The sequence below is a fragment of the Streptomyces sp. NPDC024632 genome (assembly GCF_055559175.1).
Map to the genome: position 1 here is coordinate 112660 of NZ_JBVHLD010000010.1, position 26610 is coordinate 139269.

Below are 26610 nucleotides of genomic sequence, written 5' to 3' on the forward strand. Positions count from 1 at the left end.
TGCCTATCAGTCTACCGGTAGCGCCGACATGAATGGGGCTTTGGCGGTACCTGAGTTCCCATGTGCCGTCCCGAACCGCCGCCGCCCGACTCCCTACACGCGGCCCTGGTGCCAAAACCGCTCACACGGGCGTCCAGGGCTTCCGGCTGTCAACCCCCGGCTACGCTGAGCAGGGTCGGCGCGAAGTCGCTACGGGCGCCGTACGAACGCGCTCCCCGCCGTACGCGCGGCGGCGCGTTCTCAGCCGTACGTGTCGCCGGGGCCGACGCTGCCGGGGGCGCGCAGCCGTCCGTACGAGCGGGCCGGGCCCGCGGGGCCGAGCACCTTGATCAGCTTCACCGTGCCGTGGCCGAGATCCGCGTTGAGCCGGGCCACCAGGGTCGGCGCCAGCAGCCGGAGCTGGGTCGCCCAGGCGGTCGAGTCGCACTGGACGGTCAGGACCGAGTCCTCCTCGTCGTACCGCGCGGGCGCGCAGTGCAGCGCCACCTCGGGGCCGACGAGCTGCGGCCAGCGGCCCATCACCCCGCCCACCGCGGCCGGGGCCTCCCAGCCGCGCTCGGTGATCAGCCGGTTGATCGCGGCGCCCAGCGGCAGCGGGTCGCGGCCGTCGGCGCGCGCGCCGCTGCGCAGCCCGCCGCGCCTGGCCTGCTTCTTCTGCACGGCCGCCGCGCCACGGGCCCTGGCCTGCTCCTTCGCGGCGCGCAGCGCGACCCGCGCGAGGTCGACGCCGGTCTGCTCGGGGAGCGTGCCGGACGGTGTACCCGCGGGCGCTGCCGGAGCGGTGTCGGCCGCGCCGTCCGCCGGGAGTGCCGTGCCGCCCGCGCCCCTGGCCCGCTTCGCGCCGCGCTCGCTCATACCCGCTCCACCGTCCCCTGCTCCACCGCGAACCGGGCCCCCACCAGGACACCCGGCACATCGTCGTCCACCGCCGCCGTCACCAGCACCTGCTCGCCGGGCGCGACCAGCTCCGCCAGCCGCTCGCGCCGCTTGGTGTCCAGCTCGGCGAAGACGTCGTCCAGCACCAGCACCGGCTCGCCGCCGTCGGAGCACAGCAGTTCGTACGACGCCAGGCGCAGCGCGAGCGCGTACGACCAGGACTCGCCGTGGCTGGCGTAGCCCTTGGCGGGCATCGGGCCGAGCTTGAGCAGCAGGTCGTCGCGGTGCGGCCCGACCAGCGTCACCCCGCGCTCGATCTCCTGCCTGCGCGCCTCGCCCAGCGCCTCCAGCAGCCGCCCGTACAGGTCCTCGCGGCCCTCGGCCCCGGCCATCCTCTCGCCCATCGAGCCCCGGTACTCGAAGCCGACCGGGCCGCCGCCGGGGGCGAGCTGTTCGTACGCCTTGTCGGCCAGCGGCTGGAGCGCGGCCACCAGGTCCAGGCGCTGCGCGAGCAGTTCCGCGCCGACCCGCGCCAGATGCTGGTCCCATACGTCGAGGGTGGACAGATCGCCGCCCTTGCCGCCGTGCCTGCGGGCCATCGCGGCGGACTTCAGCAGGGTGTTGCGCTGCTTGAGCACCCGGTCGTAGTCGCTGCGGACCCCGGCCAGGCGCGGGGTGCGGGCGGTGATCAGCTCGTCGAGGAAGCGGCGGCGCTCGGTCGGGTCGCCCTTGACCAGCGCCAGGTCCTCCGGCGCGAAGAGCACGCTGCGGACGATGCCCAGCAGGTCGCGCGGGCGGCCGGGCGCCGAGCGGTTGATCCGGGCGCGGTTGGCCCGCCCCGGATTGATCTCCAGCTCCACGAGCTGCTGCCGGTCGCCCTGCACGACCTGGGCCCGGACGACCGCGCGCTCGGCGCCCATCCGGACCAGCGGCGCGTCGGTGGAGACCCGGTGGCTGGACAGCGCCGCCAGATAGCCGACGGCCTCGACCAGATTGGTCTTGCCCTGCCCGTTGGGCCCCACGAAAGCGGTGACGCCCGGGTCGAGGGGGACCTCGGCCCGGGCGTAGGAACGGAAGTCGGCGAGCGAAAGGTGCGCTACGTGCATCGCGTGCTGTGGCGCGGGACCGCGCCGACCTCCCTGCTGTCTGGCTTTCGTACTACTCGGCGGCGGTGACCGCGTGGCCGCCGAATTCGTTGCGGAGCGCGGCGATCATCTTCATCTGCGGCGAGTCGTCCTGGCGGGACGAGAACCGGGCGAACAGCGACGCGGTGATGGCGGGCAGCGGCACGGCGTTGTCGATGGCGGCCTCGACCGTCCACCGGCCCTCGCCGGAGTCGTCCGCGTGGCCGCGCAGGGCGCCCAGGTGCTCGTCCTTGTCGAGCGCGTCCACGGCCAGGTCGAGCAGCCAGGAGCGGATGACCGTACCGGACTTCCAGGAGCGGAAGACCTCGCGGACGTCGGTGACCGAGTCCACCGCCTCCAGCAGCTCCCAGCCTTCGGCGTAGGCCTGCATCATCGCGTACTCGATGCCGTTGTGGACCATCTTGGCGAAGTGGCCCGCGCCGACCTTGCCCGCGTGCACGGCGCCGGCGTCGCCCTCGGGCTTGAGTGCGTCGAAGATGGGCTGCGCCTTGGCGACGTCCTCGTCCTTGCCGCCGTACATCAGCGCGTAGCCGTTGGCCAGGCCCCAGACACCGCCGGAGACGCCGCAGTCGACGAAGCCGATGCCCTTGGCCGCCAGCTCGTCGGCGTGCCGCTCGTCGTCCGTCCAGCGGGAGTTGCCGCCGTCCACGACGAGGTCGCCGGGGGAGAGCAGTTCGCCCAGCTCGTCGATGGTCGACTGGGTGGCCGCGCCCGCGGGGACCATGACCCACACCACGCGCGGTCCCTTGAGGGAGTCCACAAGCTCCTGGAGGCTGTGGACGTCGGCGAGATCCGGGTTCCGGTCGTACCCGATGACGGTGTGCCCGCCGCGGCGGATGCGCTCGCGCATGTTGCCGCCCATCTTGCCGAGACCGATGAGACCGAGCTCCATCGCAGATCCTTCGTTCGAAGCGTGTCTGACCTGAGCCGAGCCTACGACGGCCCGCTGTGACCGGCTCAGCCGGACGGTGTGTCCGGCGGGCGGGGGCGGCCCCGGCGGCCGGCTGACGGCCGCCAACAGCCGTCAGCCGGACAGCCGGACCGGCATGATCAGGTACTTGTACGCGTCGTCCGCCTCGGCGTCGAGCGCGGGACGGCCGCTGAGCAGCGCGGGCTTGGTCGAGGTCGTGAAGGAGAGCTGGGCGACGGCGGAGTCGATCGCGCTGAGGCCGTCGAGCAGGAAGGTCGGGTTGAAGGCGATCGAGATGTCGTCGCCCTCCAGCTTGGCGTCGACGCGCTCCACAGCCTGTGCGTCGTCGCTGGAACCGGCCTCCAGGGTGAGCACGCCCTGCTCGAAGCTGAGCCGCACCGGGGTGTTGCGCTCGGCGACCAGGGCCACGCGCTTGACGGCCTCGACGAACGGCGCGGTCTCGATCACCGCGACCGAGGCGAACTCGGTCGGGAAGAGCGTGCGGTACTTCGGCAGGTCGCCTTCGAGCAGCCGGGTCGTCGTACGGCGGCCGGCGCCCTCGAAGCCGATCAGGCCCTCACCGGCGCCGGATCCTGCGAGCGCGATGGAGACGGTGTCTCCGCTGGTGAGCGACTTGGCGGTGTCCAACAGCGTCTTGGCGGGCACCAGGGCGACGGCGGAGATGTCGGCCTGCTCGGGCTTCCACAGGAACTCGCGGACCGCGAAGCGGTAGCGGTCGGTGGCGGCGAGCGTGACGGTGTCGCCCTCGATCTCGATCCGCACACCGGTGAGCACCGGCAGCGTGTCGTCGCGGCCCGCGGCGATGGCGACCTGGGAGGCGGCGGCGGCGAAGATCTCGCCGGGCACCGTCCCCGAGGCGTCGGGCATCGCGGGCAGCGCCGGGTACTCCTCCACAGGCAGGGTGTGGAGTGTGAACCGCGAGCTGCCGCAGACCACGGTCACGCGGATTCCGTCGGTGGAGATCTCCACCGGGCGGTTGGGCAGGGCCCGCGAGATGTCGGCGAGCAGCCGCCCCGAGACCAGGACCGTGCCCTCCTCCTCGACCTCGGCCTCCACCGACACCCGTGCCGAGACCTCGTAGTCGAAGCCGGAGAGGCTGAGCTTGCCCTCCTCCGCCTTCAGCAGGAGCCCGGCGAGGACGGGCACCGGGGGACGGGCCGGAAGGCTACGGGCTGCCCAAGCCACTGCCTCGGCGAGTACGTCGCGCTCCACCCGGATCTTCACCGGAACCGCCTCCTGCTTGTTGCTGGCTGTCGGGGAACAGTCTGACGCACAGCACCGACAGTCGGTGCGGGTTGGCGTCAAGCCGCGACACGAGCCGCAGGGCGGGTCCGGGCCGAGTTGTGCACACCCCCCGCTTCGAAGCAGGTTCCCATCTATCTCTACGTAGTCGTAGTAATAGGGGTTGTGGATACCGTGGATAAGTGGTTCCGGTGCAGGTCAGACCCTGTTTTTTATCCACCGGGCCTGTGGGCGGGGCATGGGGACAACCAGGGGGTCCTGTGGACGGCCGGAAGTTGTGCACACCCGATTCACAGGTGACCCCGGGTTCTCCCCAGCGCTGTCCCCAGAAATACCCAGGTTCTCCCCAGGCCAACCCACCACCTTGGTGTGACGCCTTTCACTCTTCCGTGGGACCAGGCGCGTTTCGTTGCCGAACAGTGGACAGAGATGTGGAGAAACGATCCCATGCTGTGCACAACGAGCCCCAACCTGTGGGCGAGCGGTGGACAACGCGAAGTGACCCCCAAGAGGTGTCCTTTCTGTCCACAGTCTGTGGATTCGGGTTGCCCACATATCCACACCCGGCTGAGCTGGGCGTACCTCCGTTGCGGCGCCCGGCCTGTGGAGACTTTCTGGACAACTCCGGTGTCCCCAGGGTGTGGACGGTCCATTTGCCACAGTCCTGTGGAGAACTGCCCCTCGGCGTACGGGAATCGAACAGGGCGCGGCGCGGCGGACAACGCGAAGCGCCCCGGGAGAGGTCTCCCGGGGCGCTCGGAGGGGCTGTGGGCGGCGCTTCTCCGCGCGCGGCTCAGCTCTTGATGCGGTTGGTCAGCTCCGTCACCTGGTTGTAGATGGAGCGCCGCTCGGCCATCAGGGAGCGGATCTTCCGGTCGGCGTGCATGACCGTGGTGTGGTCGCGGCCGCCGAAGAGCGCGCCGATCTTCGGCAGCGACAGGTCCGTCAGCTCGCGGCACAGGTACATGGCGATCTGCCGGGCGGTGACCAGGACGCGGCTGCGCGAGGAGCCCGACAGGTCGTCCACGGCCAGCCCGAAGTACGCGGCGGTCTCGGCCATGATGGCCGTCCCGCTGATCTCGGGCACCGAGTCCTCGCCGCCGGGGATCAGGTCCTTCAGCACGATCTCGGTGAGCTGGAGGTCGACCGGCTGCCGGTTGAGGCTGGCGAAGGCGGTGACCCGGATGAGCGCGCCCTCCAGCTCGCGGATGTTCCGCGAGATCCGGGACGCGATGAACTCCAGCACCTCGGGCGGGGCGTTGAGCTGCTCCTGCACCGCCTTCTTGCGCAGGATCGCGATCCGGGTCTCCAGCTCGGGCGGCTGGACGTCGGTGATCAGGCCCCACTCGAAGCGGTTGCGGAGCCGGTCCTCCAGGGTGACGAGCTGCTTGGGCGGCCGGTCGGAGGAGAGCACGATCTGCTTGTTGGCGTTGTGCAGGGTGTTGAACGTGTGGAAGAACTCCTCCTGCGTCGACTCCTTGCTCGCCAGGAACTGGATGTCGTCGACGAGCAGGATGTCCATGTCCCGGTACCGCTTGCGGAACGCGTCCGCCTTGCCGTCCCGGATCGAGTTGATGAACTCGTTGGTGAACTCCTCGGAGCTGACGTACCGCACCCGCGTCCCCGGGTACAGGCTCCGCGCGTAGTGCCCGATCGCGTGCAGCAGGTGCGTCTTGCCGAGCCCCGACTCCCCGTAGATGAAGAGCGGGTTGTACGCCTTGGCCGGGGCCTCGGCGACGGCGACCGCGGCCGCGTGCGCGAAGCGGTTGGACGCGCCGATCACGAAGGTGTCGAAGAGGTACTTGGGATTCAGCCGGGCGGTCGGCTCGACGGCGCCGCCGGAGGAGGAGCCCGAATGGCCCGAGTGGTTCTGGCGGCCCGAGGGGTCGGAGTGCCCGGAAGGCCCCGAGGGCCCGTCGAGCCGGCCGCCCGACAGATTCGGCGACGCGTGCCGCCCGGTGGACTGCGGCTGCTGGTCCGGCCGGCCCTGGCCCTGCTGCCGGTCCTGCTGCTGGTAGCCGCCGGACTGCGGCGCGTAACCGCCCTGCGGGGACTGCGGGTACGCCTGGTGCGGTACGACCGGGTAGCCGTCGTGCGTGTCCTGTCGGTACCGGTGGCTCTGCTGCTCCGGGTACGGCTCGCGGTCCTGGAAGCCGCCGCTGTTCTGCGCGGGCAGGGTCCAACTGTCGGTACGCGGCTGCCGCCAGCCGTCGTCGCTCTGCCGCGGCGGCCACTCATCGGGGCCCGCGTGCCTGCCCTGGCTCTGCTGCTCGGGGTAGGCGCGGCGCATCCGCATGCCGTCGTCCCCGAGGTCGCCGCCGTGCCGGTCGTCCCGCATGCCGTCGCGGTGGTCGTCGCGCAGCTCGTCCCTGTGATCCGCGCGGTGCCCGTCGCGGCGGTCGTGCCGCTCGTGCTGCTGCTCGTACGGGTCCTGGTCGTGGTCGGCCGGGGCCGGCTCCTGGTCGCCGCCGGACGCGACGGCGATGGCGATCCCGACAGGGTGACCGAACTCACGGCTCAGCACCTCGGTGATCAGCGGCAGCAGCCGCCCCTCCAGGACGCTCTTGGCGAATTCGTTGGGCGCGGAGAGGACGGCGGTGCCCGCGACCAGGGCCAGCGGCTGGGTGCGCTTGAGCCACTCCGCGTCCTTGGGCTTCAGGTCCTCGCTGTCCACCAGCAGTTTCTGGAGTACGCGCGGCCACACTGCGGCAAGATCGGCGGTTACGTCAGCCACAGGGCACGCTCTCTCGTCGCTTAATGGTGCAAGTGCGGGCAACTCCCGCGAAAGTGTGGTCCTGAAGACAGGCGGGAAGAGTTGGGAGTTCAGCCACGGTAGTCAGGGGGTAGGCGCGGTTCAAGTCGTTGTCCACAGGGTGTGTACAAATGCCGGGCCCGCGACCGCCGGGTTTGACCGGATGGCCTAGCCGCGCGTACCGTATCGAGGTCGAGTTGTCGATGGCTGCTGCCGCCTGCCTACCGATGGGCGAGGGTCTTCCGGAAGTCCCCGGATGATCGTCAAGCGGTGCACCTGATCTGTTCCGCGAGATTCTTCGTGGGCGCACGGTGACAGCCAGGCGACGCCCCGCCGGACACGATTTTCCCTGGAGCCCCCGAGTGAGCAAGCGCACCTTCCAGCCGAACAACCGCCGTCGTGCGAAGACCCACGGCTTCCGTCTGCGTATGCGCACCCGCGCCGGCCGCGCGATTCTCGCGACCCGCCGCAGCAAGGGCCGCGCCCGACTGTCCGCCTGATCGTCACAGGTCTCATGCCGTGCTGCCCACCGAGAATCGGCTGAGGCGGCGCCAGGACTTCGGAGAAGCGGTTCGCCGAGGACGCCGAGCGGGTCGACCGCTGCTGGTGGTCCATCTGCGCAGCGACATCACGGACCCGCATGTGCCGGGGGGGAGCACTCCCCCGGTGCGTGCGGGTTTCGTCGTGAGCAAGGCGGTGGGTGGCTCGGTGCAGCGCAATCTGGTCAAGCGCCGACTGCGTCATCTGGTCCGCGAACGCCTGTCGCAGCTGCCCCCCGGTAGCCTGGTAGTCGTACGAGCGCTACCCGGAGCCGGTGGCGCTGACCATGCGGAGCTGGCCCACGACCTGGACGCCGCCCTCGAGCGGCTGCTGGGTCGCGACACCCGAGGCGAAGCCGAGGGGAGGGTGTCTCGATGAAGTACCCGCTGCTGGCACTGATCAAGCTGTACCAGTGGACGATCAGTCCGCTGCTCGGCCCGGTCTGCCGGTACTACCCCTCGTGCTCCCACTACGGGTTCACGGCCATCGACCGGCACGGCGCGATCAAGGGCACCGCCCTGACCGCGTGGCGCATCCTGCGCTGCAATCCCTGGTCGCCGGGCGGCGTGGACCATGTCCCGCCGCGCAAGCGGCCGCCATGGCACGATCGGCTGCGCCGCGCACTGCGGGGCGGCTCCGACGGGCCCGTCACGCCCGAGCCCACCGGACCCTCTCACGCCCAAGGAGCCTGATCGTGGGGATTCTGAACCCCCTCTACGACGCTGTCTCGTGGATCATCGTCCAGTTCCACTCGTTCTACAGCCTGATCTTCGACAAGGACAGCGGCTGGGCGTGGGGTCTGTCCATCGTCTCGCTGGTGGTCCTGATCCGGATCTGCCTGATCCCGCTGTTCGTCAAGCAGATCAAGTCGACCCGGAACATGCAGGCGCTCCAGCCCAAGATGAAGGCGATCCAGGAGCGCTACAAGAACGACAAGCAGCGCCAGTCCGAAGAGATGATGAAGCTGTACAAGGAGACGGGCACCAACCCGCTCTCCTCGTGCCTGCCGATCCTGGCGCAGTCCCCGTTCTTCTTCGCGCTCTACCACGTGCTCAGCAACATCGCCAAGGGCCACGAGGTCGGCGTGATCCACGCCAACCTGGTCGACAGCGCCAAGAACGCGCACATCTTCGGTGCCCCGCTGGCGGCGAAGTTCCTGGACAGCGCGGCCAAGGTCGAGTCGCTGGGCGCCACGCAGACCAATGTGCGCATCGTCACGGTGATCATGATCCTCATGATGTCGGCGTCGCAGTTCTACACGCAGCGCCAGCTCATGACGAAGAACGTCGACATGACGGTGAAGACCCCGTTCATGCAGCAGCAGAAGATGCTGATGTACGTCTTCCCGGTCATCTTCGCCGTCATGGGTATCAACTTCCCCGTCGGTGTCCTCGTCTACTGGCTGACCACCAACGTGTGGACCATGGGCCAGCAGATGTTCGTGATCCGGCGTAACCCCACCCCCGGCAGCCTCGCGTTCCAGCAGCGCCAGGAGCGGCTGCGCGCCAAGGGCAAGCTCGTCGAGCCCCCGGAGGAAGTGGCCGCCAAGGAGGCCGTGGAGGTCGCGCGCGCCAACCGCACCCAGCCCAAGCGGCAGCCGAAGTCCAAGCGCCAGACGACCCCCACGGGCACGGGCGCCGGCGGCGGCGCGGCGGGCGGCACCGGTGGCGGCGGCGCTCCCAGGGCGGGCGGTGGAGCCCCGCGGGCGGGCGCTCCCAAGGCCGGTGCCCCGAAGGCGAGCGGCGGCTCGGCAGGCACAGGCAGGACAGGCGGCGGTACGAAGCAGGGCGGCGCTCCGGGCAAGCAGGGCGGTTCGCCCGGCAAGCAGTCCGGTGGCAAGTCCAAGCCGACCAACCTGTCGAAGAAGAAGTAAGAGGAGCCCAGGCGTGAGCGACGTCAACACCACCACCGCACCCGACAACGGCTCGGCCGCGACCCTGAACCGGCTGGAGCAGGAGGGTGATATCGCCGCCGACTACCTGGAAGGTCTGCTGGACATCGCGGACCTCGACGGTGACATCGACATGGATGTCGAGGGCGAGCGCGCGTCGGTGTCGATCATCGGTGACACCGGCACCCGTGATCTGAACAAGCTGGTCGGCCGGGACGGCGAGGTGCTGGAAGCCCTCCAGGAGCTGACCCGGCTCGCGGTGCACCGGGAGACCGGTGAGCGCAGCAGGCTGATGCTGGACATCGCCGGGTTCCGGGCGCGCAAGCGGGCCGAGCTGGCGCAGCTCGGCGCGAAGGCGGCGGCGGAGGCCAAGGCCAGCGGTGAGCCGGTGAAGCTGGACCCGATGACGCCGTTCGAGCGCAAGGTCGTGCACGACGCCGTGGCCGCCGCGGGCCTGCGCAGCGAGTCCGAGGGCGAGGAGCCCCAGCGCCGGGTGGTCGTACTCCCGGTCTGACCGGACGCTGTGTGGTACTGCTCTGTCGGCCCCGTCTGTTCGCAGGCGGGGCCGAACCTTGTGAGTGACCTAGGAAAGGACAGCCCCCGTGACGGAGGCAGCAGCGGAGCTTCCCGCGCCGCCCGAGCAGGCCAGGACGGTCTTCGGTGACCGGTTCGCCGACGCCCTGCGCTATGCCGAGCTGCTCGCGGACGCCGGGGTGCGCCGCGGCCTGATCGGCCCGCGCGAGGTGCCCCGCCTGTGGGAGCGGCACCTGCTGAACTGCGCGGTGCTCTCCGAGGTCATCGACGAGGACGTGTCCGTGTGCGACGTCGGCTCGGGCGCCGGCCTGCCGGGTATCCCGCTGGCGCTGACCCGGCCCGATCTGCGGATCACGCTGCTGGAGCCGCTGCTGCGCAGGACCACCTTTCTCGAAGAGGTCGTCAAGGTGCTGGGGCTGAGCAATGTCACCGTGGTGCGCGGCCGGGCCGAGGAGATGATGGGCAAGCTGCCCCCGGTGGACGTGGTGACCGCGCGCGCCGTGGCGCCGCTGGAACGGCTCGCGGGCTGGGGCCTGCCGCTGCTGCGCCCGCACGGTGAGATGGCGGTCCTCAAGGGCGACACCGCGCTGGACGAGCTGAAGGCGGCCAGGGCCGCGCTCGACCGGCTGGGCGCGGTCGACACCTCCGTGGTCCAGGTCGGCGAGGGCATCGTGGACCCGCTCTCCACCGTCGTACGCGTCCTGGTCGGCGAGAGCCCCGGCGGGGTACGCGCCGCGACCCGGCGGGCGAAGGCCGCGCGCGCGAGCCGTAACCCGCGGGGCGGCGCTCCCCGCCGTCGCCGCTGAACCGTCGTTCCTCGAACGGTCCCGCGCCGAACCCTCCCTCTACGCCATACAAACGGCCAAACAGACATAACCCGGAGTGTCTGCGGAGTTAGCGGTCCGGCGCTGTGCATCGTGTTCCACGTGAAACGTCGCTCGCTGCTACCAGGAGTCCTCAGCCGCGGCCGAGCCGCGGCCGAGGCACACGCCAACAAGCCCTCCAAGACGCCCCAGTCGGTGGATAGATCTACGGCTTCATCCACAGGCAGCCAAGTCTCGCTGGTTCATCACCCCTCCGGCATGGCAGGCTCTTCTCATAGCGAGCCTGAAGTCGAGGAGTGTGAGTCCTTGCGGTCCGACGCCAACATCGCGGGACCGATGGCCGATCCGGTCCCCGGTCCCCGCACAGCAGAGTTTGCCGGGGGCCCGATTGCCGTGCCCCCGGGGTTCGGAGACGGTGTTTCACGTGAAACATTGCCTCCCATGGATGACACCCCGATCGGCCGCGCCGCGCAGTTGGCCGTCGAGGCACTGGGACGCGCCGGGGAAGGACTTCCCCGGCCGGCCCAGACCCGGGTGATGGTGGTCGCCAATCAGAAGGGCGGGGTCGGCAAGACCACGACCACGGTGAATCTGGCGGCGTCTCTGGCGCTGCACGGCGCCCGGGTGCTCGTGGTCGACCTGGACCCGCAGGGCAACGCCTCCACGGCGCTGGGTATCGACCACCACGCCGAGGTCCCCTCGATCTACGACGTCCTGGTGGAGAGCAAGCCCCTGTCCGACGTCGTGATGCCGGTCCCCGATGTGGAGGGCCTGTTCTGCGCGCCCGCCACCATCGACCTGGCGGGCGCCGAGATCGAACTGGTCTCCCTGGTCGCCCGCGAGAGCCGGCTCCAGCGGGCGATCGAGGCGTACGAGCAGCCGCTGGACTACGTCCTGATCGACTGCCCGCCCTCGCTCGGCCTGCTGACCGTCAACGCGTTGGTGGCCGGGGCCGAGGTCGTCATCCCGATCCAGTGCGAGTACTACGCGCTGGAGGGGCTGGGCCAGCTCCTGAAGAACGTGGAACTGGTCCGCGCGCACCTCAACCCGAAGCTGCATGTGTCGACGATCCTGCTGACCATGTACGACGGACGGACCCGCCTCGCCTCCCAGGTCGCGGAGGAGGTGCGCACGCACTTCGGCAAGGAGGTGCTGCGGACCAGCATCCCGCGGTCCGTCCGGATCTCCGAGGCGCCCAGCTACGGGCAGACCGTACTGACCTATGACCCGGGCTCCAGCGGCGCGCTGTCGTATCTGGAAGCCGCCCGGGAGATGGCCCTGCGCGGAGTCGAGGCGTCCGTCGCCGTCGAGTACGACCCGCAGGGTGACTACACCCAGCACGATGAGCAGAACCCGCACAGCATGTCGGAGGGGATCCAGTGAGTGATCGACGCAGAGGGCTCGGCCGTGGTCTCGGCGCGCTGATCCCGGCCGCGCCGCAGTCGACGGGCGGCGCCCAGGGCGCCGCACCGGTACTGACGCAGGAACGCGGCGTCGCCGCGGCCAAGGTGGCCGGACTGGTGGACCGCAGAGTCCCCGAGGCCGTGCCGCCGCCCGTGGTGGACATCCCTGTTTCACGTGAAACAGAGCCGGACCTCTCCGACGCGAAGAACCCCGTACCGGGTGCCTACTTCGCGGAGCTGGACCTGGACTTCATCACGCCGAACCCGCGCCAGCCGCGTGAGGTCTTCGACGAGGACGCCCTCAACGAACTGATCACCTCCATCAAGGAGGTCGGTCTGCTCCAGCCGGTCGTCGTGCGTGAGATCGGCAAGGACCGCTTCGAGCTGATCATGGGCGAGCGCCGCTGGCGGGCGTGCCGCGAGGCCGGCCTGGAGCGGATTCCGGCGATCGTCCGGGCGACCGACGACGAGAAGCTCCTCCTGGACGCCCTCCTGGAGAACCTGCACCGGGCCCAGCTCAACCCCCTGGAGGAGGCGGCGGCGTACGACCAGTTGCTCCGCGACTTCTCCTGCACCCACGAGCAGTTGGCGGACCGGATCGGGCGCTCCCGCTCGCAGGTCTCCAACACGCTCCGGCTGCTGAAGCTGTCCGCCCCGGTGCAGCGCCGGGTCGCGGCCGGGGTGATCTCCTTCGGCCACGCGCGGGCGCTGCTCTCGCTGGACGACCCCGAGGAGCAGGACAAGCTGGCCCACCGGATCGTCGCCGAAGGGCTGTCAGTGCGCGCGATCGAAGAGATCGTGACGCTGATGAACAGCGACCCGAAGCCCACCAGGAAGAGCGCGGCGCCCCGGGCCGGGCGTCGGGTCTCCCCGGCGCTCACCCACCTCGCCTCCCGGCTCTCCGACCGCTTCGACACCCGGGTGAAGGTCGACCTGGGGCAGAAGCGCGGAAAGATCGTCGTGGAATTCGCGTCGATAGAGGATCTGGAGCGCATCCTCGGGGCGATGGCCCCGGGCGAGGGCAATGTGCTGGAGAACCGGCTCGAAGAGGAAACCGAGGACGAAGACGGCGAGTGACGCGGGCGCACCCCGGCGTTCGCGCCGGGGTGTACGTGGGCAGTTCGGTTCACGGCAGAGATGGGGTTCAGGCCACATGGGACGTCGGCTGGCACCACTGACACTCGACAATCTCCCGGACCTCCCCAAGCCCTGCCGCAGTTGCGTCTTCTGGGAACTGGACCCGGTCAGTGGCGAAGCGGCCGTCCAGGCGGGCAAGCCCGAGCTGGAGAAGGAGGCGTGGATCTCCGCCGTTCTGCTGGAGTGGGGTTCCTGCGGACGGGTCGTCTACGTCGACGAGGTGCCCGCGGGCTTCGTGCTCTACGCGCCCGCCGCGTATGTGCCGCGCTCCCTGGCCTTCCCGACCAGCCCGGTGTCGGCGGACGCCGTCCAGCTCATGACCGCGCGCATCCTGCCCGGCTTCCAGGGGCAGGGCCTCGGCCGGGTCCTGGTGCAGACTGTCGCCAAGGACGTCATCCGGCGGGGCTTCAAGGCGATCGAGGCATTCGGCGACGCCAAGTGGACCGCCCCCTCGTGCGTCCTGCCCGCGGACCATCTGCTCGCGGTCGGCTTCAAGACGGTCCGCCCCCACCCGCGCTATCCCCGGCTGCGGCTGGAGCTGCGCTCCACGATCTCCTGGAAGGAGGACGTCGAGATGGCCATCGACCGCCTCCTGGGCGCCGTCCAGAAGGAGCCTGCCCTCCGGCCCCTGTGAGCCGCCGTCACTCCCCACGGCCGCGCCGGGCACCCGGCCCGGACATGTGAGAGGGCCGACCCCGGATCGGGGGTCGGCCCTCTCGTGTTCCACGTGGAACAGCGTCCGCCGGTGAAGACGTCCGCCGGTGAAAGCGTCAGCCGGTGAGCGTCAGCCGATGAAGTCGGACAGGTCGCGCACGATGGCGGCCTTCGGCTTGGCGCCGACGATGGTCTTCACGACCTCGCCGCCCTTGTAGACGTTGAGCGTCGGGATGGACATCACGCCGTACTTCGCCGCGGTGACCGGGTTCTCGTCGATGTTCAGCTTGACGATGGTGATGTTCTCCGCGTGCTCCTCCGCGATGGCCTCCAGCGAGGGGGCGATCTGGCGGCACGGGCCGCACCACTCCGCCCAGAAGTCCACCAGCACGGGCTTGTCGCTGGCGAGCACCTCCTCGGCGAACGTCTCGTCGGTCACGTGCTTGGTGTTGCCGGCCACGGCGGTCTCCTCAGGTCGTGATGTGTGCGTGTCGGGGGTGAGGGATGGAAGCGGGTCAGACGGCGGCCTTGTCGGCCGACGCGTCGGCCGTCTCGGCCTTCTCGGCGTCGGCGAGGGCGGCCAGGTAGCGCTCGGCGTCCAGCGCGGCGGAACAGCCGGTGCCGGCCGCGGTGATCGCCTGACGGTAGGTGTGGTCCACGACGTCTCCCGCGGCGAAGACACCGGGGACGTTGGTCCGGGTGCTCGGCGCCTGGACGGTGAGGTAGCCCTCGCCGTCGACGTCGAGGACGCCCTTGAACAGCTCGCTGCGCGGGTCGTGGCCGATCGCGATGAACAGCCCGGTGACGGGCAGCTCCGAGGTCTCGCCGGTCTTCGTGTTGCGCAGGGTCAGACCGGAGAGCTTGCCGTCGCCGTGGATCTCGGCGACCTCGCTGTCCCAGACGAAGGAGATCTTCGGGTCGGCGAAGGCGCGGTCCTGCATCGCCTTGGACGCCCGCAGGCTGTCCCGGCGGTGCACGATCTTCACGGACTTGGCGAAGCGGGAGAGGAAGGTCGCCTCCTCCATCGCGGTGTCGCCGCCGCCGATCACGGCGATGTCCTGCTCGCGGAAGAAGAAGCCGTCACAGGTGGCACACCAGGAGACGCCGCGGCCGGAGAGCTGGTCCTCGTTGGGGAGGTTCAGCTTCCGGTGCTGCGAGCCGGTGGTGACGATGACGGTCTTGGCGCGGTGGACGGTGCCCGCCGAGTCCGTGACGGTCTTGATGTCGCCGCCGAGGTCGACCGCGACCACGTCGTCCGGGACCAGCTCGGCGCCGAAGCGCTCGGCCTGGGCGCGCATGTTGTCCATGAGGTCCGGGCCCACGATGCCGTCGCGGAAGCCGGGGAAGTTCTCCACCTCGGTGGTGTTCATCAACGCGCCGCCGGCGGTGACCGACCCCTCGAAGACCAGCGGGTTGAGGGATGCGCGCGCCGTGTAGAGCGCCGCGGTGTACCCCGCGGGCCCCGAGCCGATGATGATCACGTTACGGACGTCGCTCACGGGTGTCTTCCTCGTCTCTGCGGACAACTGCGGGGGCCCTGGCTGGACTCTCGTCCTGCCTAACGGATCCTACGGGTCCAGCATTCCCCGGACGGCGCGGCGCACGCCGTACGCCACGCCCCCCGGACGAACGGCTCAGCGCGGGTAGGTGCTCCGGAAGAGGACCGCGCCGGGACTGGTCGCCGTACAGGCGGCGCTGACCACGAACGCGTCGACCGCCGAGGCGTCACTCGGGTGCGGCAGCACCACAAGGTAGGAGTCCGTCCCGTGGAAGGACTCACGCTCGGCGGCCAGCGCCGGGCCGGTGCGCTGGGTGGCCTTGAGCACACACGGGGGGACGGTGGGCACCGCCTTGTCCGGGCTCATGGTGGCTCCCTCGCTGCTGACGCCCGGACCGCTGAGCATCGGGGAGTCGGACTCCCCGGCCGCGTGGTTCGGCGCCGCCTCATCGAGCAGCTCCCGCACCTGGACCGCGATCGGGTCGGCGGCGGTGGCCGCCTTCTTGCTGCTGGCGGTCGCGTCGCTCTGCGAGGTGGTGTCGTCGCCGACGTGATAGATCGTGACGCCCAGGCCGACGACGACCACGGCGGAGGCGGCGACGAGCAGTCCGCGCCGCCACCGCCGACCGGTGCGGCCGGGACCGGCGGACCCGGAGGCATGTCCGTCGGGACCGGTCGATGTTCCACGTGGAACATGCGTCGGTGTCGGTTTGGGTGACGGCCGCGATGTTCCACGTGGAACATCGGGCGTGGTGGCGTCGAGGAGCGCTTCGGCGGCGAGCGCCGCGTCGATCCGTCCGGCGATGTCGGCGGGCATCCGCTGCGGTCCCGGCAGGGTGCCGAGCAGTCCCCTGATCTCCTCCAGGGAGTCCCGGACGTCGGCGCACAGCGAACAGCCCGCGATGTGCTCGGTGACCTCCGTGGCGCGCTCGGGGCGGAGCAGCCCCTCGGCCAGGTCGGAGATCTCGGCGACCTCGGGATGCGCGTCGTGGTCCGCTGTCGATGTCACCGCTGTTCACCTCCACCCTGTTCCGGTCCCGTCTCTGGGACGGATGTCCCCTCCGCCCGGTTCCTTCCCCCGCCGCGATCGGCGCTATCCACGCCCTGCGCGCGCAGATGGGTGACGAGGGGAAGCAGTTTCGCCCGGCCTCTGGCGCACCGGCTCTTGACCGTACCGGTGGGCACATCGAGCACCGCGGCGGCTTCGGCGACCGAGTAGCCCTGCATGTCGACCAGGACCAGTGCGGCGCGCTGGTCGGGCGGCAGCGTGGTGAGGGCGGCTATCAGCTCGCGGTGGAGTTCCCCGCGCTCGGCCGGGACCTCGGCCGACTCGTGGGGTTCGAGCAACGCCTCGAAGTTCTCCTCGTCGGCCACCGGGGCCGTCCTGCGGGAGGCGGCCTTACGGGCCCGGTCGAGGCAGGCGTTGACCGTGATGCGGTGCAGCCAGGTGGTGACGGCCGACTGGCCGCGGAAGGTATGGGCGGCCCGGAAGGCGGACACCAGCGCGTCCTGGACGGCGTCAGCGGCTTCCTCGCGGTCCCCCAGGGTGCGCAGGGCCACCGCCCACAGCCGGTCCCGGTGGCGGCGCACCAGCTCGCCGAAGGTGTCGGGATCGCCCGCGACATGACGGGCCAGGAGATCGGCGTCGGCGACATCGCCGAGCGGGTTTGCCTCCAAGGCCGTTCTCCCCCGTCCCCTGCCCCTGTGGGTCTCGCCGTGGGTGTCCCCGCGGCCGTCGCCGCGGGGTCAGCCCGTCTCCGGGATCAGCCCGTCACGCTGATCTCGGAGATCCTGCCACGGAAGTGACCGGTCTCGGCAGGCGCCAGACGCGTCATCCACACCAGCACGTAGCGCGAGGTGAGATCGGCGCTCGGCTTGAACGTCACCGAACTGCCCGAGCCCTGGGCCACCTTGGTGAAGGCGTCGAAGGTGGTCGGCATCGCGGAGGTGCCCTTGGGCGCGGCCAGGAGCTGCGCGGTGACGTCGCCCACGAAGTCGACCTTCACCGTGCTCACGTGCTTGGCGCTGCCCAGGTCGACGATGACGCCGACACCCGGCTTGAGATTGCCCAGATCGGCGCCCAGGTAGTAGTTCGTCTCCCAGTACGTGGAGAGGTCGCCGTCGAACGCCTTGGGGAGATCCTTCGGATTCTCGCTGCCGTCGCCGAGCGGGTCGAAGTCCTTCAGCCCGGCGATCTTGATCGGGACCGGGGCCTTGCGCGTCGGGTCCTGGCTCGCCTTCTGGCCGGTCGTCGGGTGACTGGTCGGCCGGTCCTCACGCGACTTGAGGGTGTCCGCGAGCTGCCAGCTCCCCAGGCCGATCGCCACGATCACCAGTGCCGAGACCGCCCATTTCAGTGCCCGGCCGGTACGGCCGGGCAGGGCGGGCGGCGGAGCGGGGGCCGCGACCGCGGGCGGCTGCGGCGTACCCGGTGGCGCGGGCGGCTGGCGGAAGGCGGCGACCGGGTAGACCGGCGGTGCCTGCTCCGGCGGCCGGATGCGCGGGATGCCCGCGACGGCCTTGGCCAGCTCCTCGGGAGTGGTGCAGGGCGGGTCCTGCCGGGAGGCGGTCGCGCCGTCGTTGACGAGCGCGCGCATGGCCAGCTCGGACAGCCCGCGGTGGACGCCCGCGCGGACCTGGTCCGGTGCGACCAGGCCGACGCCCTTGGGCAGCCCCGCCAGACCGTGCGCGTCCTCCTCGTACGGCCAGCGCTGCGTGAGCGAGGCGTAGAGCAGCGCGCCGATCGCCTCGGTGTCCTGCCGCTGCGGACGCTCGGAGTTGAGCCCGCGCAGTGCGGCGGCGACCGCGAGGCCGCGGATGCGGTACTGCCCGGAGACCGTACGCAGCACGGCGCCGGGGTCGAGACGCAGGTGTGCCAGGCCCTCGCGGTGGGCGGCGGCCATGCCCTGGGAGACCTGGCTGACCATCTGGTACGCCTCGTGCGGCTCCATCGCGCCCGCGGCGAGCAGCTCGGCCAGCGAGGAGGCGTCGGGCAGCCACTCGTGGATGACGTACACCAGGTCGTTCTCCTCGACGGCGTCGAGGACCTGGACGAAGCGCGGGTCGCCGAGGAGCGCGGCGGACCGGGCGGCGGCCAGCACCTGGCGGGCCCGCCGGTGGTCGGCGGGCAGGATGTGGATGCCGACCGCCCTGCGCAGCTTCTCGTCGACCGCGCGCCAACTGCTGAAGCCGTCGATCCGGGTGACGCACTCGGCGAGCTGGTAGCGCCGGGCGAGCTTGTGACCGCTGTGCAGCTCGGGCTGCGCGCTGCGGACGGGCCTGGGCGCCGTGGTGGCGCTGCCGCCGCCCTTGGCGGGGCCGGCGGGCCGCTGGCCGTCGGCGGGCGCTGTGGAGGCGGCTGTGGGGCTTCCTGGGGTGGCCTCGGTCGCCGGGCGGTCCCCGTCCCCGGTCTTCTCGTCGGGGGCGAGCGTGGCGGTGCCCCCGGAGCCGGACGTCGAGGGCGCGGGGGACGGTGCGGACGGGGCCTTCACGGAGGCGACCGGCGTGCCCTTGGCGGGCGTCCCCTTGGCCGGGGTGCCCTTCGCCGAAGTGCCCATCGAGGAGGTGCCCTTGGCGGGCGTCCCCTTGGCCGACGTGCCCTTGGCCGGTGTCCCCTTCGCCGGGGTGCCCTTGGCAGGAGTGCCCGTCCCGACGGGCGCGGTCGCGGAGGCCGCCTTGGCGCCGTTCGTCGAAGCGGACGCCTTGGGGCTTCGGCCGTCCTTGACGGTCTGCTTGGCGGCCCTCTTGGCCGGGGCCTTGGCCGCCGACGTCGTCGCCGACGCCGTCGCGGGCTTGGCCGCGGTCGGTGCGGCGGCGTTGGCGGAGGAGGTGCCCGAGGAGGTGCCCGAGGGCGCGGGGGAGGTCGTGGTGGAGGCTCGGGCGGCGGTGGGGGTCTCCTCCGGTGACGGGGGCACCGCGGGCAGCACGGCGGTCGTCAGTTTCGTCGTCGCCGTGGGCGAGGACGCGGGGGCCGTCACGGGCACGGGCGCGGTCAGTTCGGCGGTCGCGGCCACCGCGGTGTCGACCACCACGGTCTCGCTGGTCGCGCTGTCGCCGTCGACCGCGGCCGACATCGAGGTTTCGGCGGTGGTCTGCGTGCCGTCCGACCCGTCCTGGGATCGTGTGCCGGAGTCGGCGCTGCTGCTGGTCTGGTCGTCCGTCGTCGTCCCGTCGGATGTGGCGCCGTCCTGCTGGGCGGCGAGCGGGGGCTCGCCACCCTCATTGGCCACTCCGACGGCGGCCGTGCTCCGATCCGCCACCGTCGTTCCTGCCTCCCCATCCATTGCGCGATCCCACATCGAGCCGATGACAATTGTGCCCACAGTCCGGCTCTATGCACGACACACAGCGAACCGTGATGGTTGCCCGCCGCTTCGCGACGGGTTCGTTCAGCGCCCGAGCCGTCCTCGCACCATGCCGATCATGGCGGTCATCTCCTCGATCCTCATCCGCTTGGCCGCGAAGAGGAAGATTCCGAGCAGCAGGCCGCCGCCCACCACGAGTGCGGCGAGCGAGCCCACGGCGCCGCTGCCCAGCGCCCCGAGCACGGCGTAGACGGCCAGCCCCGCGATCAGCGCGGCGGGTACGCAGGCGCCGGTCAGACGGGCGTAGGTGCGTACCACCCGCTTGCCGTCCAGGTCGCCGTCGAGCCGAGAGCGCAGCCGCTTGGCGGCCACCCCGACGCCCACGGCGTACGCGAGGCCGTACGCGGCGGCCATGCCGACCACGGCCCAGCGGGCGGGCAGCACCACGAAGCAGATGGCCGCCGCCGCCGCGTTGACCGCGGCCACGATGACCGTGTTGTAGAAGGGCGTGCGCGTGTCCTCGAAGGCGTAGAACCCGCGGAGGATCACGTACTGCACGGAGAAGGGGATCAGTCCGGCGCCGAAGGCCATCAGGATGAATCCGATGTTGCGCGCGGAACCGGTGCCGGTGCTCGCGTAGAGCAGGCTGCACATCGGGACGCCCAGGGCCAGGAAGGCGAAGGCGGCGGGCACGATGGCCACCGCCGAGGTGCGCAGACCGTAGGAGATGTCGTCGCGCACCGCGGAGACGTCGTTGTCCGCCGCGGCCCGCGAGATCCGCGGCAGCACCGCGGCCATCACCGAGACGGTGATGATCGCCTGGGGCATCTGCCAGATCAGCAGCGCGTTGTTGTACGCCGTGATGCCGGTGCCCTGGTTGCCGCTCTTGTCGGCGTTGGCGCCCGCCCAGGTGGCGAGCTGGGTGACGACGATCAGGCCCGCCTGGTTCGCCAGCACGAAGAAGAACGTCCACTTGGCGAGCTTGGCGGCCTTGCCGAGGCCGTGGCCGCGCCAGTCGAAGCGCGGCCGGAACTTGAAGCCCGCGTCCCGCAGGTACGGCAGCATCGCCAGCGACTGCACGGTCAGACCGAGCAGCGTGCCGATGCCGAGCAGCCGCGCGCCCTCGGGAGTGATGGTCGTCGCGTCCATCCGGGTGGTGCTGTAGGCGCCGTACACCCAGATGAACATGCCGAAGCTGAAGATCACCACGATGTTGTTGAGGACCGGCGTCCACATCATCGCGCCGAATTTGCCGCGCGCGTTGAGCACCTGGCCCATCACCACGTGCACGCCCATGAAGAAGATGGTCGGCAGGCAGTAGCGGGCGAAGGTGATGGCGATGTCGTAGGTGTCGGGGTTGTCGGCGATCTTCGCGGACATCAGCCGGATCAGCAGCGGGGCCGCGATCACGGTGACGGCCACGATGCCGCCGAGCACCACCATCACGACCGTCAGCAGCCGGTTCGCGTACGCCGTACCGCCGTCGTCGTCGTCCTTCATCGCGCGGACGAGCTGCGGGACGAAGACGGAGTTCAGACCGCCGCCGATGGTGAGGATGTAGATCATCGTCGGCAGCGTGTTGGCGACGGCGTACGAGTCGCCGAGGGTCGCCACGCCGATCGCGGCGGCGATCACCAGGGTGCGGACGAAGCCGGTGAGGCGGGACACCAGGGTGCCCGCCGCCATCAGCGCGCTGGACTTGAGGATGTTGCCCGCGCGCGTGTTGGAGGTGGCCTCCGCCGCGCGCGGCGGCCTGGCGGCCATCGGCGGCGCGGCCGGGATGATCGGGATCTGCCCGGTGGCGTCCAGCGCGGACACCGGCTCGCCGATGTACGAGGGCGTGTACGCGTACTGCACGGGCTGCTGTTGCTGGTTCGGGTACGGCAGATTCGCGTAGCCGTACCGCGGGTCGGCGTACCGCTGGTCCTGGTAGGCGGCCTGCCCGTACGCCGGATTCTCGTACGCGGGCTCGGCGTACCCCGTCTCGGCGTTGTCCGCGGGCGCGGGCGCCTGCCCGTACGCCGCCGGGTAGCCGGGCGGCTGCTGCTGGTGCTGCGGCGGATAGCCGTAGCCCTGCTGCGGCTGCTGCTGCGGGTACGCGTACCCCTGCTGGGGGTGCTGCGGCTGCTGGTACTGGGCGGGACCCGGCTGCTGGTACGGCTGCTGCTGTTGCCTGGGGTCCTGCGGCGGCGCGTACCCCTGCTGCGGCTGCGGGGCCTGGGGCTGTTGCGGCTGCTGCGCAGGCGCGCCGCCGCCGCGCTGGTCGCGGAAGAGGTGATCGAACGCGTCGTACCCCGGGTCCTGCTGGCCCTGGCCGCCCTGCTGCCCCTGGGGCGACCCGCCGACCAGGTCGTCCACGCCGACGTACTGGGTCGCGGAGTTGTCGCCGTACGGCATCTGGGGGTACGCCGAAGGCTGCTGCTGCGGATACTCCTGCCCGTACGGCGGCGGCGGGTGCGCGGCGCGGTCGTACAGCGCCTCGCCCACCGGGTCCTGCGCGGTGGGGTCCTGCTGCTGGTACGGGTCGTAGGCGTAGGTGTTCTGCAGATACGGGTCAGGGGGTGAGGGACGCTGCTCGGGCGATGGAGGCATCTGGCCCGCAGAGTCGCGATCACCGTCATACGGCGCGTTCATCAGTGCCCCACCTTATTGTCCGCCGGCTATCCCTCCACCTTCTCACCCGTCGGGGACAGCTCAACGCTTTCCCGACCGGTGTCCTCGGTGTCAGTGCCAGGGTCACCCGGCTGCCCCGGATCACCGTCCTCCTGCCCGCCGCCGTTGTCCCCGTCCTCACCGTCCCCGCCGTCTCCGCCGCTGTCCGCGGCTGCCTGCCGCTTCCGCTGACGGTAGATGCGAACGCCCGCGAGCACCAGAAGGAGCAGACCGGCGGCGATGATCAGCATCACCAGATCGGTGACCTTGGTGATCTTGACGTCGAACTCGACGGCGTTGCTGTTGCGGTAGAGCACGCCCTGCGCGGTGAAGAGCGCCGCGGTGACCCTGACCTTGCCGTTCGCGCTCGCCGACGTCTGGAACTTCAGGGTACGGGTGTGGCCGCCGTCGATCGCGATCGGCTGCTGCGGGTCCTTGATCTCCAGCCGGATGTCGGTGTTCGACGTGAGACGCAGCACAAGGTTGGTGATCGGCTGGTTCAGCTCGTTCTTCACCGTCACCGGAATGGTCCCGCTGCGGCCGGAGAGGGTGAGGGTGGTCTTGGGCAGGATGCGGACCGCGTTGATCAGGTCCTGGAGGTAGCCGCCGATCGAACTGCGGAACTCGGTCGCGTCGGCGGGGTCGCCGCGCCAGCCGGCCGACATGGCGCGCAGCACCGAGTTGCCGAAGGGCACCGTCACCTTGTCCTTGCGGGTGAGGATGGTGACGAAGTCGTTGAGATGGGTCTGCGTCTCGCTGAGCTGCTGGAAGGCGCCCACGGACAGCTCGTGCCTGCGCAGCGCCTTGGGGTACTTCTTCGCCGACGGCACCTTGCGGTTCGCGTCCGGGTCGGCCTTGGCCTTGGCGGCGGTGTCGAAGCCGACCGTGGCGGCCCACGGGCTCGTGCCGACCGTGCCGATCGCCTCGGCCATCGCCTGTGCCTGCGAGACCGTGGGCATGCGCTGCGGGGCGACCAGGATGGTGCGCTGCCTCTCCGGCGCCTGCATGGTGATCATCAGGGTCTGCGCGACGAAGTCCTGCACGGCGAGATCGGCGGGCTCCGCGCGCAGCATGTCGCCCGCGAACGCGGTGGACAGCGAGGCGTCGGCGACCACCGCGGTCACCCCGTGGCCGATCGGTCGGGCCGCGTTGGGCGTGTAGCTGAGCGCATCGCTCTCGCCGACGCTGTCGCTGCGGGCCACGATCCGCTTCGCGCCGCCGGTACGGGCCACCGAGACGATGGCGGGGTCGACGGCCCCGTCCACCGGCCAGGCCACGTCGGAGGTGGCCTGGACGCCGAGGACGGTGTCGAGGGTGCTCACGCCCAGTTCGGACGCGGTCTTGAGGTGGTTGAGGGTGCCGGGCACGCGCAGGCCGTTGTGCGCGACGGAGGCCAGGTCGGTGTCGGCGAACGGCAGCGCGATCACCTGGTCGCCCGCGACAGCGCTCTTGAGTGAGTTCAGCCAGGCCTTGGCGACCGCGCCGCCCGTGCCCTCGGTGGTGTGGGTGACGTCGCCGCCGGGGCCGGCGACCCGGTACGGCTTGGTCATGAAGTCGATCGAGGCGAGCAGGTCGGGGTCGATGATCCAGGTCACCGGCAGCGACTTGGCCAGGTCGACCATCACCTGGAGCCGCCCGCCGGGGGACAGCTCCTTGGCGAGGTCGTCGTCGAGGAAGATCGGGCTCTGCTGGGAGTCGGTGTCGCCGCGGGCGGCCACGTGCGGCCGGTCGGTGAGCGGCCACAGGTAGGTGATCTGCGTGGCCTTCGCGGTGGTGGTGTTGGTGTCGTACCAGGGCAGGAAGGTGCGCTTGATGCCCAGGACGTGCTCGCCGGGCTCCGCGGACGTCTCGCCGTCCAGCGCCACGCCGAGCTGGTAGACGCCCGAGGCGTCGAAGCCCAGGGACTTCACCGGGACCTTGAGGGAGAAGGGCTGGCTCTGCCCGGCCGGGATCTTCGGGAGGTCGACCGTGTGGCCGTCGATCTCCGAGCCGTCCAGGTAGCTGGTGTAACCGGTACGGTCCTGGGCGCTCTTCATCGCGCTGAGGGACGTCAGGGGGCCGTCCGGGGCGACCCTGACGCCCATCCGGGCGCCGGTGATCGTCGTCTTGCCGTTGTTGGTCACCGTGCCGGACACGGTGACGGAGCCGTCCTTGGCGGGGACGCGGGGGTCGACCTTGTTCAGCGCCACCGCGGCGGTGCGCGAGCCGCTGCCGACGGCGGCCTGCGCGCCGGGCGCCTGGAGCGTCTGGACGACCTGGAGCAGCCCGGTGAGCAGCGTGCCCGCGGCGATCAGGGCGACCGCCCGCAGCAGACGCGGCGAGCGCGCCGACGGGGGTCTTCCGGGTGCCTGTGCCGCCTCGCCCACGCGTTCGCCCGTCCCTCGTGTCGGATGTCGACGGGCGGGCGACGGTGGTCGTCGGTCCGCGCCCATCTGATGTGCGTGCTGGCATGTTAACGATCGGCGCTGTGCCAAAGTGCTGCGGAGTCCGGGGAAGAGGCCCGATGCGGCCCAGTCGAGATCTGGCCGGGGTCCGGCCGATGCCCCGCCGGGGTCCGCCGAGGTCCGGAACCGGACGGTATGCCCTCGGGACGCGCGCCGTATGCGCCCGCGACGCGGTCCCGCGGGGAAACCCGGCAGCCGTGGGCTCCGCGGACCCGTACCCTTTTACGTTGTGCCGAATGCCAACAATGCCGCTCAGACCCCGCGGGCCCGCCACCAGGTCGCGCCCGTCGCCGAGGAACTCGGCCACCGATTCCGCGACGCCGGATTCCGGCTCGCCCTCGTCGGCGGCTCCGTCCGGGACACCCTGCTGGGCAGGCTCGGCAACGACCTCGACTTCACCACCGACGCCCGCCCCGAGCAGGTGCTGAAGATCCTGCGGTCGTGGGCGGACTCGGTGTGGGAGGTCGGCATCGCCTTCGGCACGGTCGGCGCGATGAAGGACAGCTTCCAGATCGAGGTGACGACGTACCGCTCCGAGGCGTACGACCGGACCTCGCGCAAGCCGGAGGTGTCCTACGGCGACACCATCGAGGACGACCTGGTCCGCCGGGACTTCACGGTGAACGCGATGGCGGTCGCGCTCCCCGAGGGCGACTTCGTCGATCCGTACGGCGGCCTGGACGATCTGGCGGCGCGGCGGCTGCGTACGCCCGGCACCCCGGAGTCGTCGTTCTCCGACGACCCGCTGCGGATGCTGCGGGCCGCCCGCTTCGCCGCGCAGCTCGACTTCGAGGTCGCGCCCGAGGTGGTCGCCGCGATGTCGGCGATGGCCGACCGGATCGGCATCGTCTCCGCCGAGCGGATCAGGGACGAGCTGAACAAGCTGATCCTGTCCGACCACCCGCGCAAGGGACTGCGGCTGCTGGTCGACACCGGGCTGGCCGATCTGGTGCTGCCCGAGCTGTCCGCGCTGCGCCTGGAGCGCGACGAGCACTTCCGGCACAAGGACGTCTACGAGCACTCGCTGACCGTGCTGGAGCAGGCGATCGACCTGGAGACCGACGGGCCGGACCTCGTCCTGCGGCTGGCCGCGCTGCTCCACGACATCGGCAAGCCGAAGACGCGCCGCTTCGAGACCGACGGCCGGGTCTCCTTCCACCACCACGAGATGGTGGGCGCGAAGCTGACCAAGGCCCGGCTGACCCAGCTCAAGTACCCCAACGATCTGGTGAAGGACGTCTCCCGGCTGGTCGAGCTGCACCTGCGCTTCCACGGATACGGCAGCGGCGAGTGGACCGACTCGGCCGTACGCCGCTACGTCCGCGACGCGGGCCCGCAGCTCTCCCGGCTGCACAAGCTGACCCGTTCGGACTGCACGACCCGCAACAAGCGCAAGGCAGCCGCCCTGTCCCGCACCTACGACGCCCTGGAAGCGCGCATCGCCGAACTCCAGGAGCGCGAGGAGCTGGACGCGATCCGGCCCGACCTCGACGGCAACCAGATCATGTCGATCCTGGGCGTCCCCCCCGGCCCCCTGGTCGGCAAGGCGTACCAGCACATGCTGGAACTCCGGCTGGAGAACGGCCCGATGACCGAGGACGAGGCGATCGCCGCGCTCAAGACGTGGTGGTCCGAGCAGCAGTGAGAACGGCGGCGTGAAACGGCGGAGGGGCGATGTTCCACGTGGAACACCCCCCCCCCCCCCCCCCGACAACCACAACGCTCTCCAGGGGGCACCAGCGGCAGATCAAAAGCACCCGCACTAGCCCATCAGCCTCAAGAA

At 70.8% G+C, this 26610-nt stretch carries 22 protein-coding genes; 10 read left to right on the forward strand and 12 right to left on the reverse strand.

Features of this window, described 5'->3' with window-relative positions:
* Nucleotides 1–240: 240 nt before the first annotated feature.
* From ACZ37P_RS21970 to dnaA, 5 genes are all read right to left on the reverse strand, one after another.
* Nucleotides 241–855: a DciA family protein gene (locus ACZ37P_RS21970; protein ID WP_391042011.1), complete on the reverse strand. Its 615-nt coding sequence runs from the start codon at nucleotides 853–855 to the stop codon at nucleotides 241–243.
* A complete protein-coding gene (recF, locus tag ACZ37P_RS21975) occupies nucleotides 852–1982 on the reverse strand; it encodes a DNA replication/repair protein RecF (protein WP_355336672.1) in 1131 nt (376 codons plus the stop codon). The genes ACZ37P_RS21970 and recF overlap by 4 nt, the downstream gene beginning before the upstream one ends.
* A 52-nt stretch (nucleotides 1983–2034) precedes the next feature.
* A complete protein-coding gene (gene gnd, locus ACZ37P_RS21980) occupies nucleotides 2035–3039 on the reverse strand; it encodes a phosphogluconate dehydrogenase (NAD(+)-dependent, decarboxylating) (protein ID WP_467348204.1) in 1005 nt (334 codons plus the stop codon).
* Between the two features lie 6 nt (nucleotides 3040–3045).
* The gene (dnaN, locus tag ACZ37P_RS21985; RefSeq protein ID WP_355336671.1) at nucleotides 3046–4176 is read right to left on the reverse strand and encodes a DNA polymerase III subunit beta; all 1131 of its coding nucleotides are present in this window, start codon (nucleotides 4174–4176) and stop codon (nucleotides 3046–3048) included.
* Between the two features lie 811 nt (nucleotides 4177–4987).
* On the reverse strand, nucleotides 4988–6928 hold the full coding sequence (dnaA, locus tag ACZ37P_RS21990) for a chromosomal replication initiator protein DnaA (RefSeq protein WP_401851336.1): 1941 nt from the start codon (nucleotides 6926–6928) through the stop codon (nucleotides 4988–4990).
* A gap of 380 nt (nucleotides 6929–7308) precedes the next feature.
* On the opposite strand from dnaA, the gene rpmH reads away from it, so the two are divergent.
* The 9 genes from rpmH to ACZ37P_RS22035 all read left to right on the forward strand — a co-directional run bounded on the left by rpmH (nucleotide 7309) and on the right by ACZ37P_RS22035 (nucleotide 13909).
* On the forward strand, nucleotides 7309–7446 hold the full coding sequence (gene rpmH, locus ACZ37P_RS21995; protein WP_003975051.1) for a 50S ribosomal protein L34: 138 nt from the start codon (nucleotides 7309–7311) through the stop codon (nucleotides 7444–7446).
* Between the two features lie 19 nt (nucleotides 7447–7465).
* The gene (rnpA, locus tag ACZ37P_RS22000; protein ID WP_391158835.1) at nucleotides 7466–7864 is read left to right on the forward strand and encodes a ribonuclease P protein component; all 399 of its coding nucleotides are present in this window, start codon (nucleotides 7466–7468) and stop codon (nucleotides 7862–7864) included.
* A complete protein-coding gene (yidD, locus tag ACZ37P_RS22005; RefSeq protein ID WP_188282916.1) occupies nucleotides 7861–8178 on the forward strand; it encodes a membrane protein insertion efficiency factor YidD in 318 nt (105 codons plus the stop codon). Before rnpA ends, yidD begins: the two co-directional genes overlap by 4 nt.
* Nucleotides 8178–9359, forward strand: coding sequence for a membrane protein insertase YidC (gene yidC, locus ACZ37P_RS22010; RefSeq protein ID WP_355336772.1), 1182 nt, complete (start codon nucleotides 8178–8180; stop codon nucleotides 9357–9359). The genes yidD and yidC overlap by 1 nt, the downstream gene beginning before the upstream one ends.
* Before the next feature lie 13 nt (nucleotides 9360–9372).
* Nucleotides 9373–9891 carry a Jag family protein gene (locus ACZ37P_RS22015; RefSeq protein ID WP_355336668.1) on the forward strand — a complete coding sequence of 173 codons (519 nt, stop codon included), beginning with the start codon at nucleotides 9373–9375 and terminating at the stop codon, nucleotides 9889–9891.
* Between the two features lie 88 nt (nucleotides 9892–9979).
* Entirely contained in the window at nucleotides 9980–10717 is a 738-nt protein-coding gene (gene rsmG, locus ACZ37P_RS22020) for a 16S rRNA (guanine(527)-N(7))-methyltransferase RsmG (RefSeq protein ID WP_355336667.1), read from the forward strand.
* Between the two features lie 276 nt (nucleotides 10718–10993).
* Nucleotides 10994–12118 carry a ParA family protein gene (locus ACZ37P_RS22025; RefSeq protein WP_355336666.1) on the forward strand — a complete coding sequence of 375 codons (1125 nt, stop codon included), beginning with the start codon at nucleotides 10994–10996 and terminating at the stop codon, nucleotides 12116–12118.
* Nucleotides 12115–13215, forward strand: coding sequence for a ParB/RepB/Spo0J family partition protein (locus tag ACZ37P_RS22030; RefSeq protein WP_467348208.1), 1101 nt, complete (start codon nucleotides 12115–12117; stop codon nucleotides 13213–13215). Before ACZ37P_RS22025 ends, ACZ37P_RS22030 begins: the two co-directional genes overlap by 4 nt.
* A gap of 76 nt (nucleotides 13216–13291) precedes the next feature.
* Nucleotides 13292–13909, forward strand: coding sequence for a GNAT family N-acetyltransferase (locus ACZ37P_RS22035; protein ID WP_355336664.1), 618 nt, complete (start codon nucleotides 13292–13294; stop codon nucleotides 13907–13909).
* Between the two features lie 150 nt (nucleotides 13910–14059).
* On the opposite strand, the gene trxA is transcribed toward ACZ37P_RS22035, so the two are convergent.
* The 7 genes from trxA to ACZ37P_RS22070 all read right to left on the reverse strand — a co-directional run bounded on the left by trxA (nucleotide 14060) and on the right by ACZ37P_RS22070 (nucleotide 24749).
* On the reverse strand, nucleotides 14060–14389 hold the full coding sequence (trxA, locus tag ACZ37P_RS22040) for a thioredoxin (protein WP_355336663.1): 330 nt from the start codon (nucleotides 14387–14389) through the stop codon (nucleotides 14060–14062).
* A 55-nt stretch (nucleotides 14390–14444) separates the two neighbouring features.
* Nucleotides 14445–15428 (reverse strand): thioredoxin-disulfide reductase, encoded by a 984-nt coding sequence (trxB, locus tag ACZ37P_RS22045; protein ID WP_355336662.1) that lies wholly within the window; start codon nucleotides 15426–15428, stop codon nucleotides 14445–14447.
* A gap of 135 nt (nucleotides 15429–15563) precedes the next feature.
* Nucleotides 15564–16436 carry an anti-sigma factor gene (locus ACZ37P_RS22050; RefSeq protein WP_467348210.1) on the reverse strand — a complete coding sequence of 291 codons (873 nt, stop codon included), beginning with the start codon at nucleotides 16434–16436 and terminating at the stop codon, nucleotides 15564–15566.
* Nucleotides 16433–17104, reverse strand: a complete 672-nt coding sequence (sigM, locus tag ACZ37P_RS22055) for an RNA polymerase sigma factor SigM (protein ID WP_355336660.1) — start codon at nucleotides 17102–17104, stop codon at nucleotides 16433–16435. The genes ACZ37P_RS22050 and sigM overlap by 4 nt, the downstream gene beginning before the upstream one ends.
* 86 nt (nucleotides 17105–17190) lie before the next feature.
* Nucleotides 17191–18918 carry a protein kinase family protein gene (locus tag ACZ37P_RS22060; protein ID WP_467348366.1) on the reverse strand — a complete coding sequence of 576 codons (1728 nt, stop codon included), beginning with the start codon at nucleotides 18916–18918 and terminating at the stop codon, nucleotides 17191–17193.
* 897 nt (nucleotides 18919–19815) lie between these two features.
* Nucleotides 19816–22365, reverse strand: coding sequence for a murein biosynthesis integral membrane protein MurJ (murJ, locus tag ACZ37P_RS22065; RefSeq protein ID WP_467348213.1), 2550 nt, complete (start codon nucleotides 22363–22365; stop codon nucleotides 19816–19818).
* Between the two features lie 26 nt (nucleotides 22366–22391).
* Nucleotides 22392–24749 (reverse strand): DUF6049 family protein, encoded by a 2358-nt coding sequence (locus ACZ37P_RS22070; protein WP_391158845.1) that lies wholly within the window; start codon nucleotides 24747–24749, stop codon nucleotides 22392–22394.
* Nucleotides 24750–25056: 307 nt separating this feature from the next.
* Here ACZ37P_RS22070 and ACZ37P_RS22075 point away from each other — a divergent pair, with 307 nt between their 5' ends.
* The gene (locus ACZ37P_RS22075) at nucleotides 25057–26472 is read left to right on the forward strand and encodes a CCA tRNA nucleotidyltransferase (RefSeq protein ID WP_391158848.1); all 1416 of its coding nucleotides are present in this window, start codon (nucleotides 25057–25059) and stop codon (nucleotides 26470–26472) included.
* The last annotated feature ends 138 nt before the right edge of the window (nucleotides 26473–26610 follow it).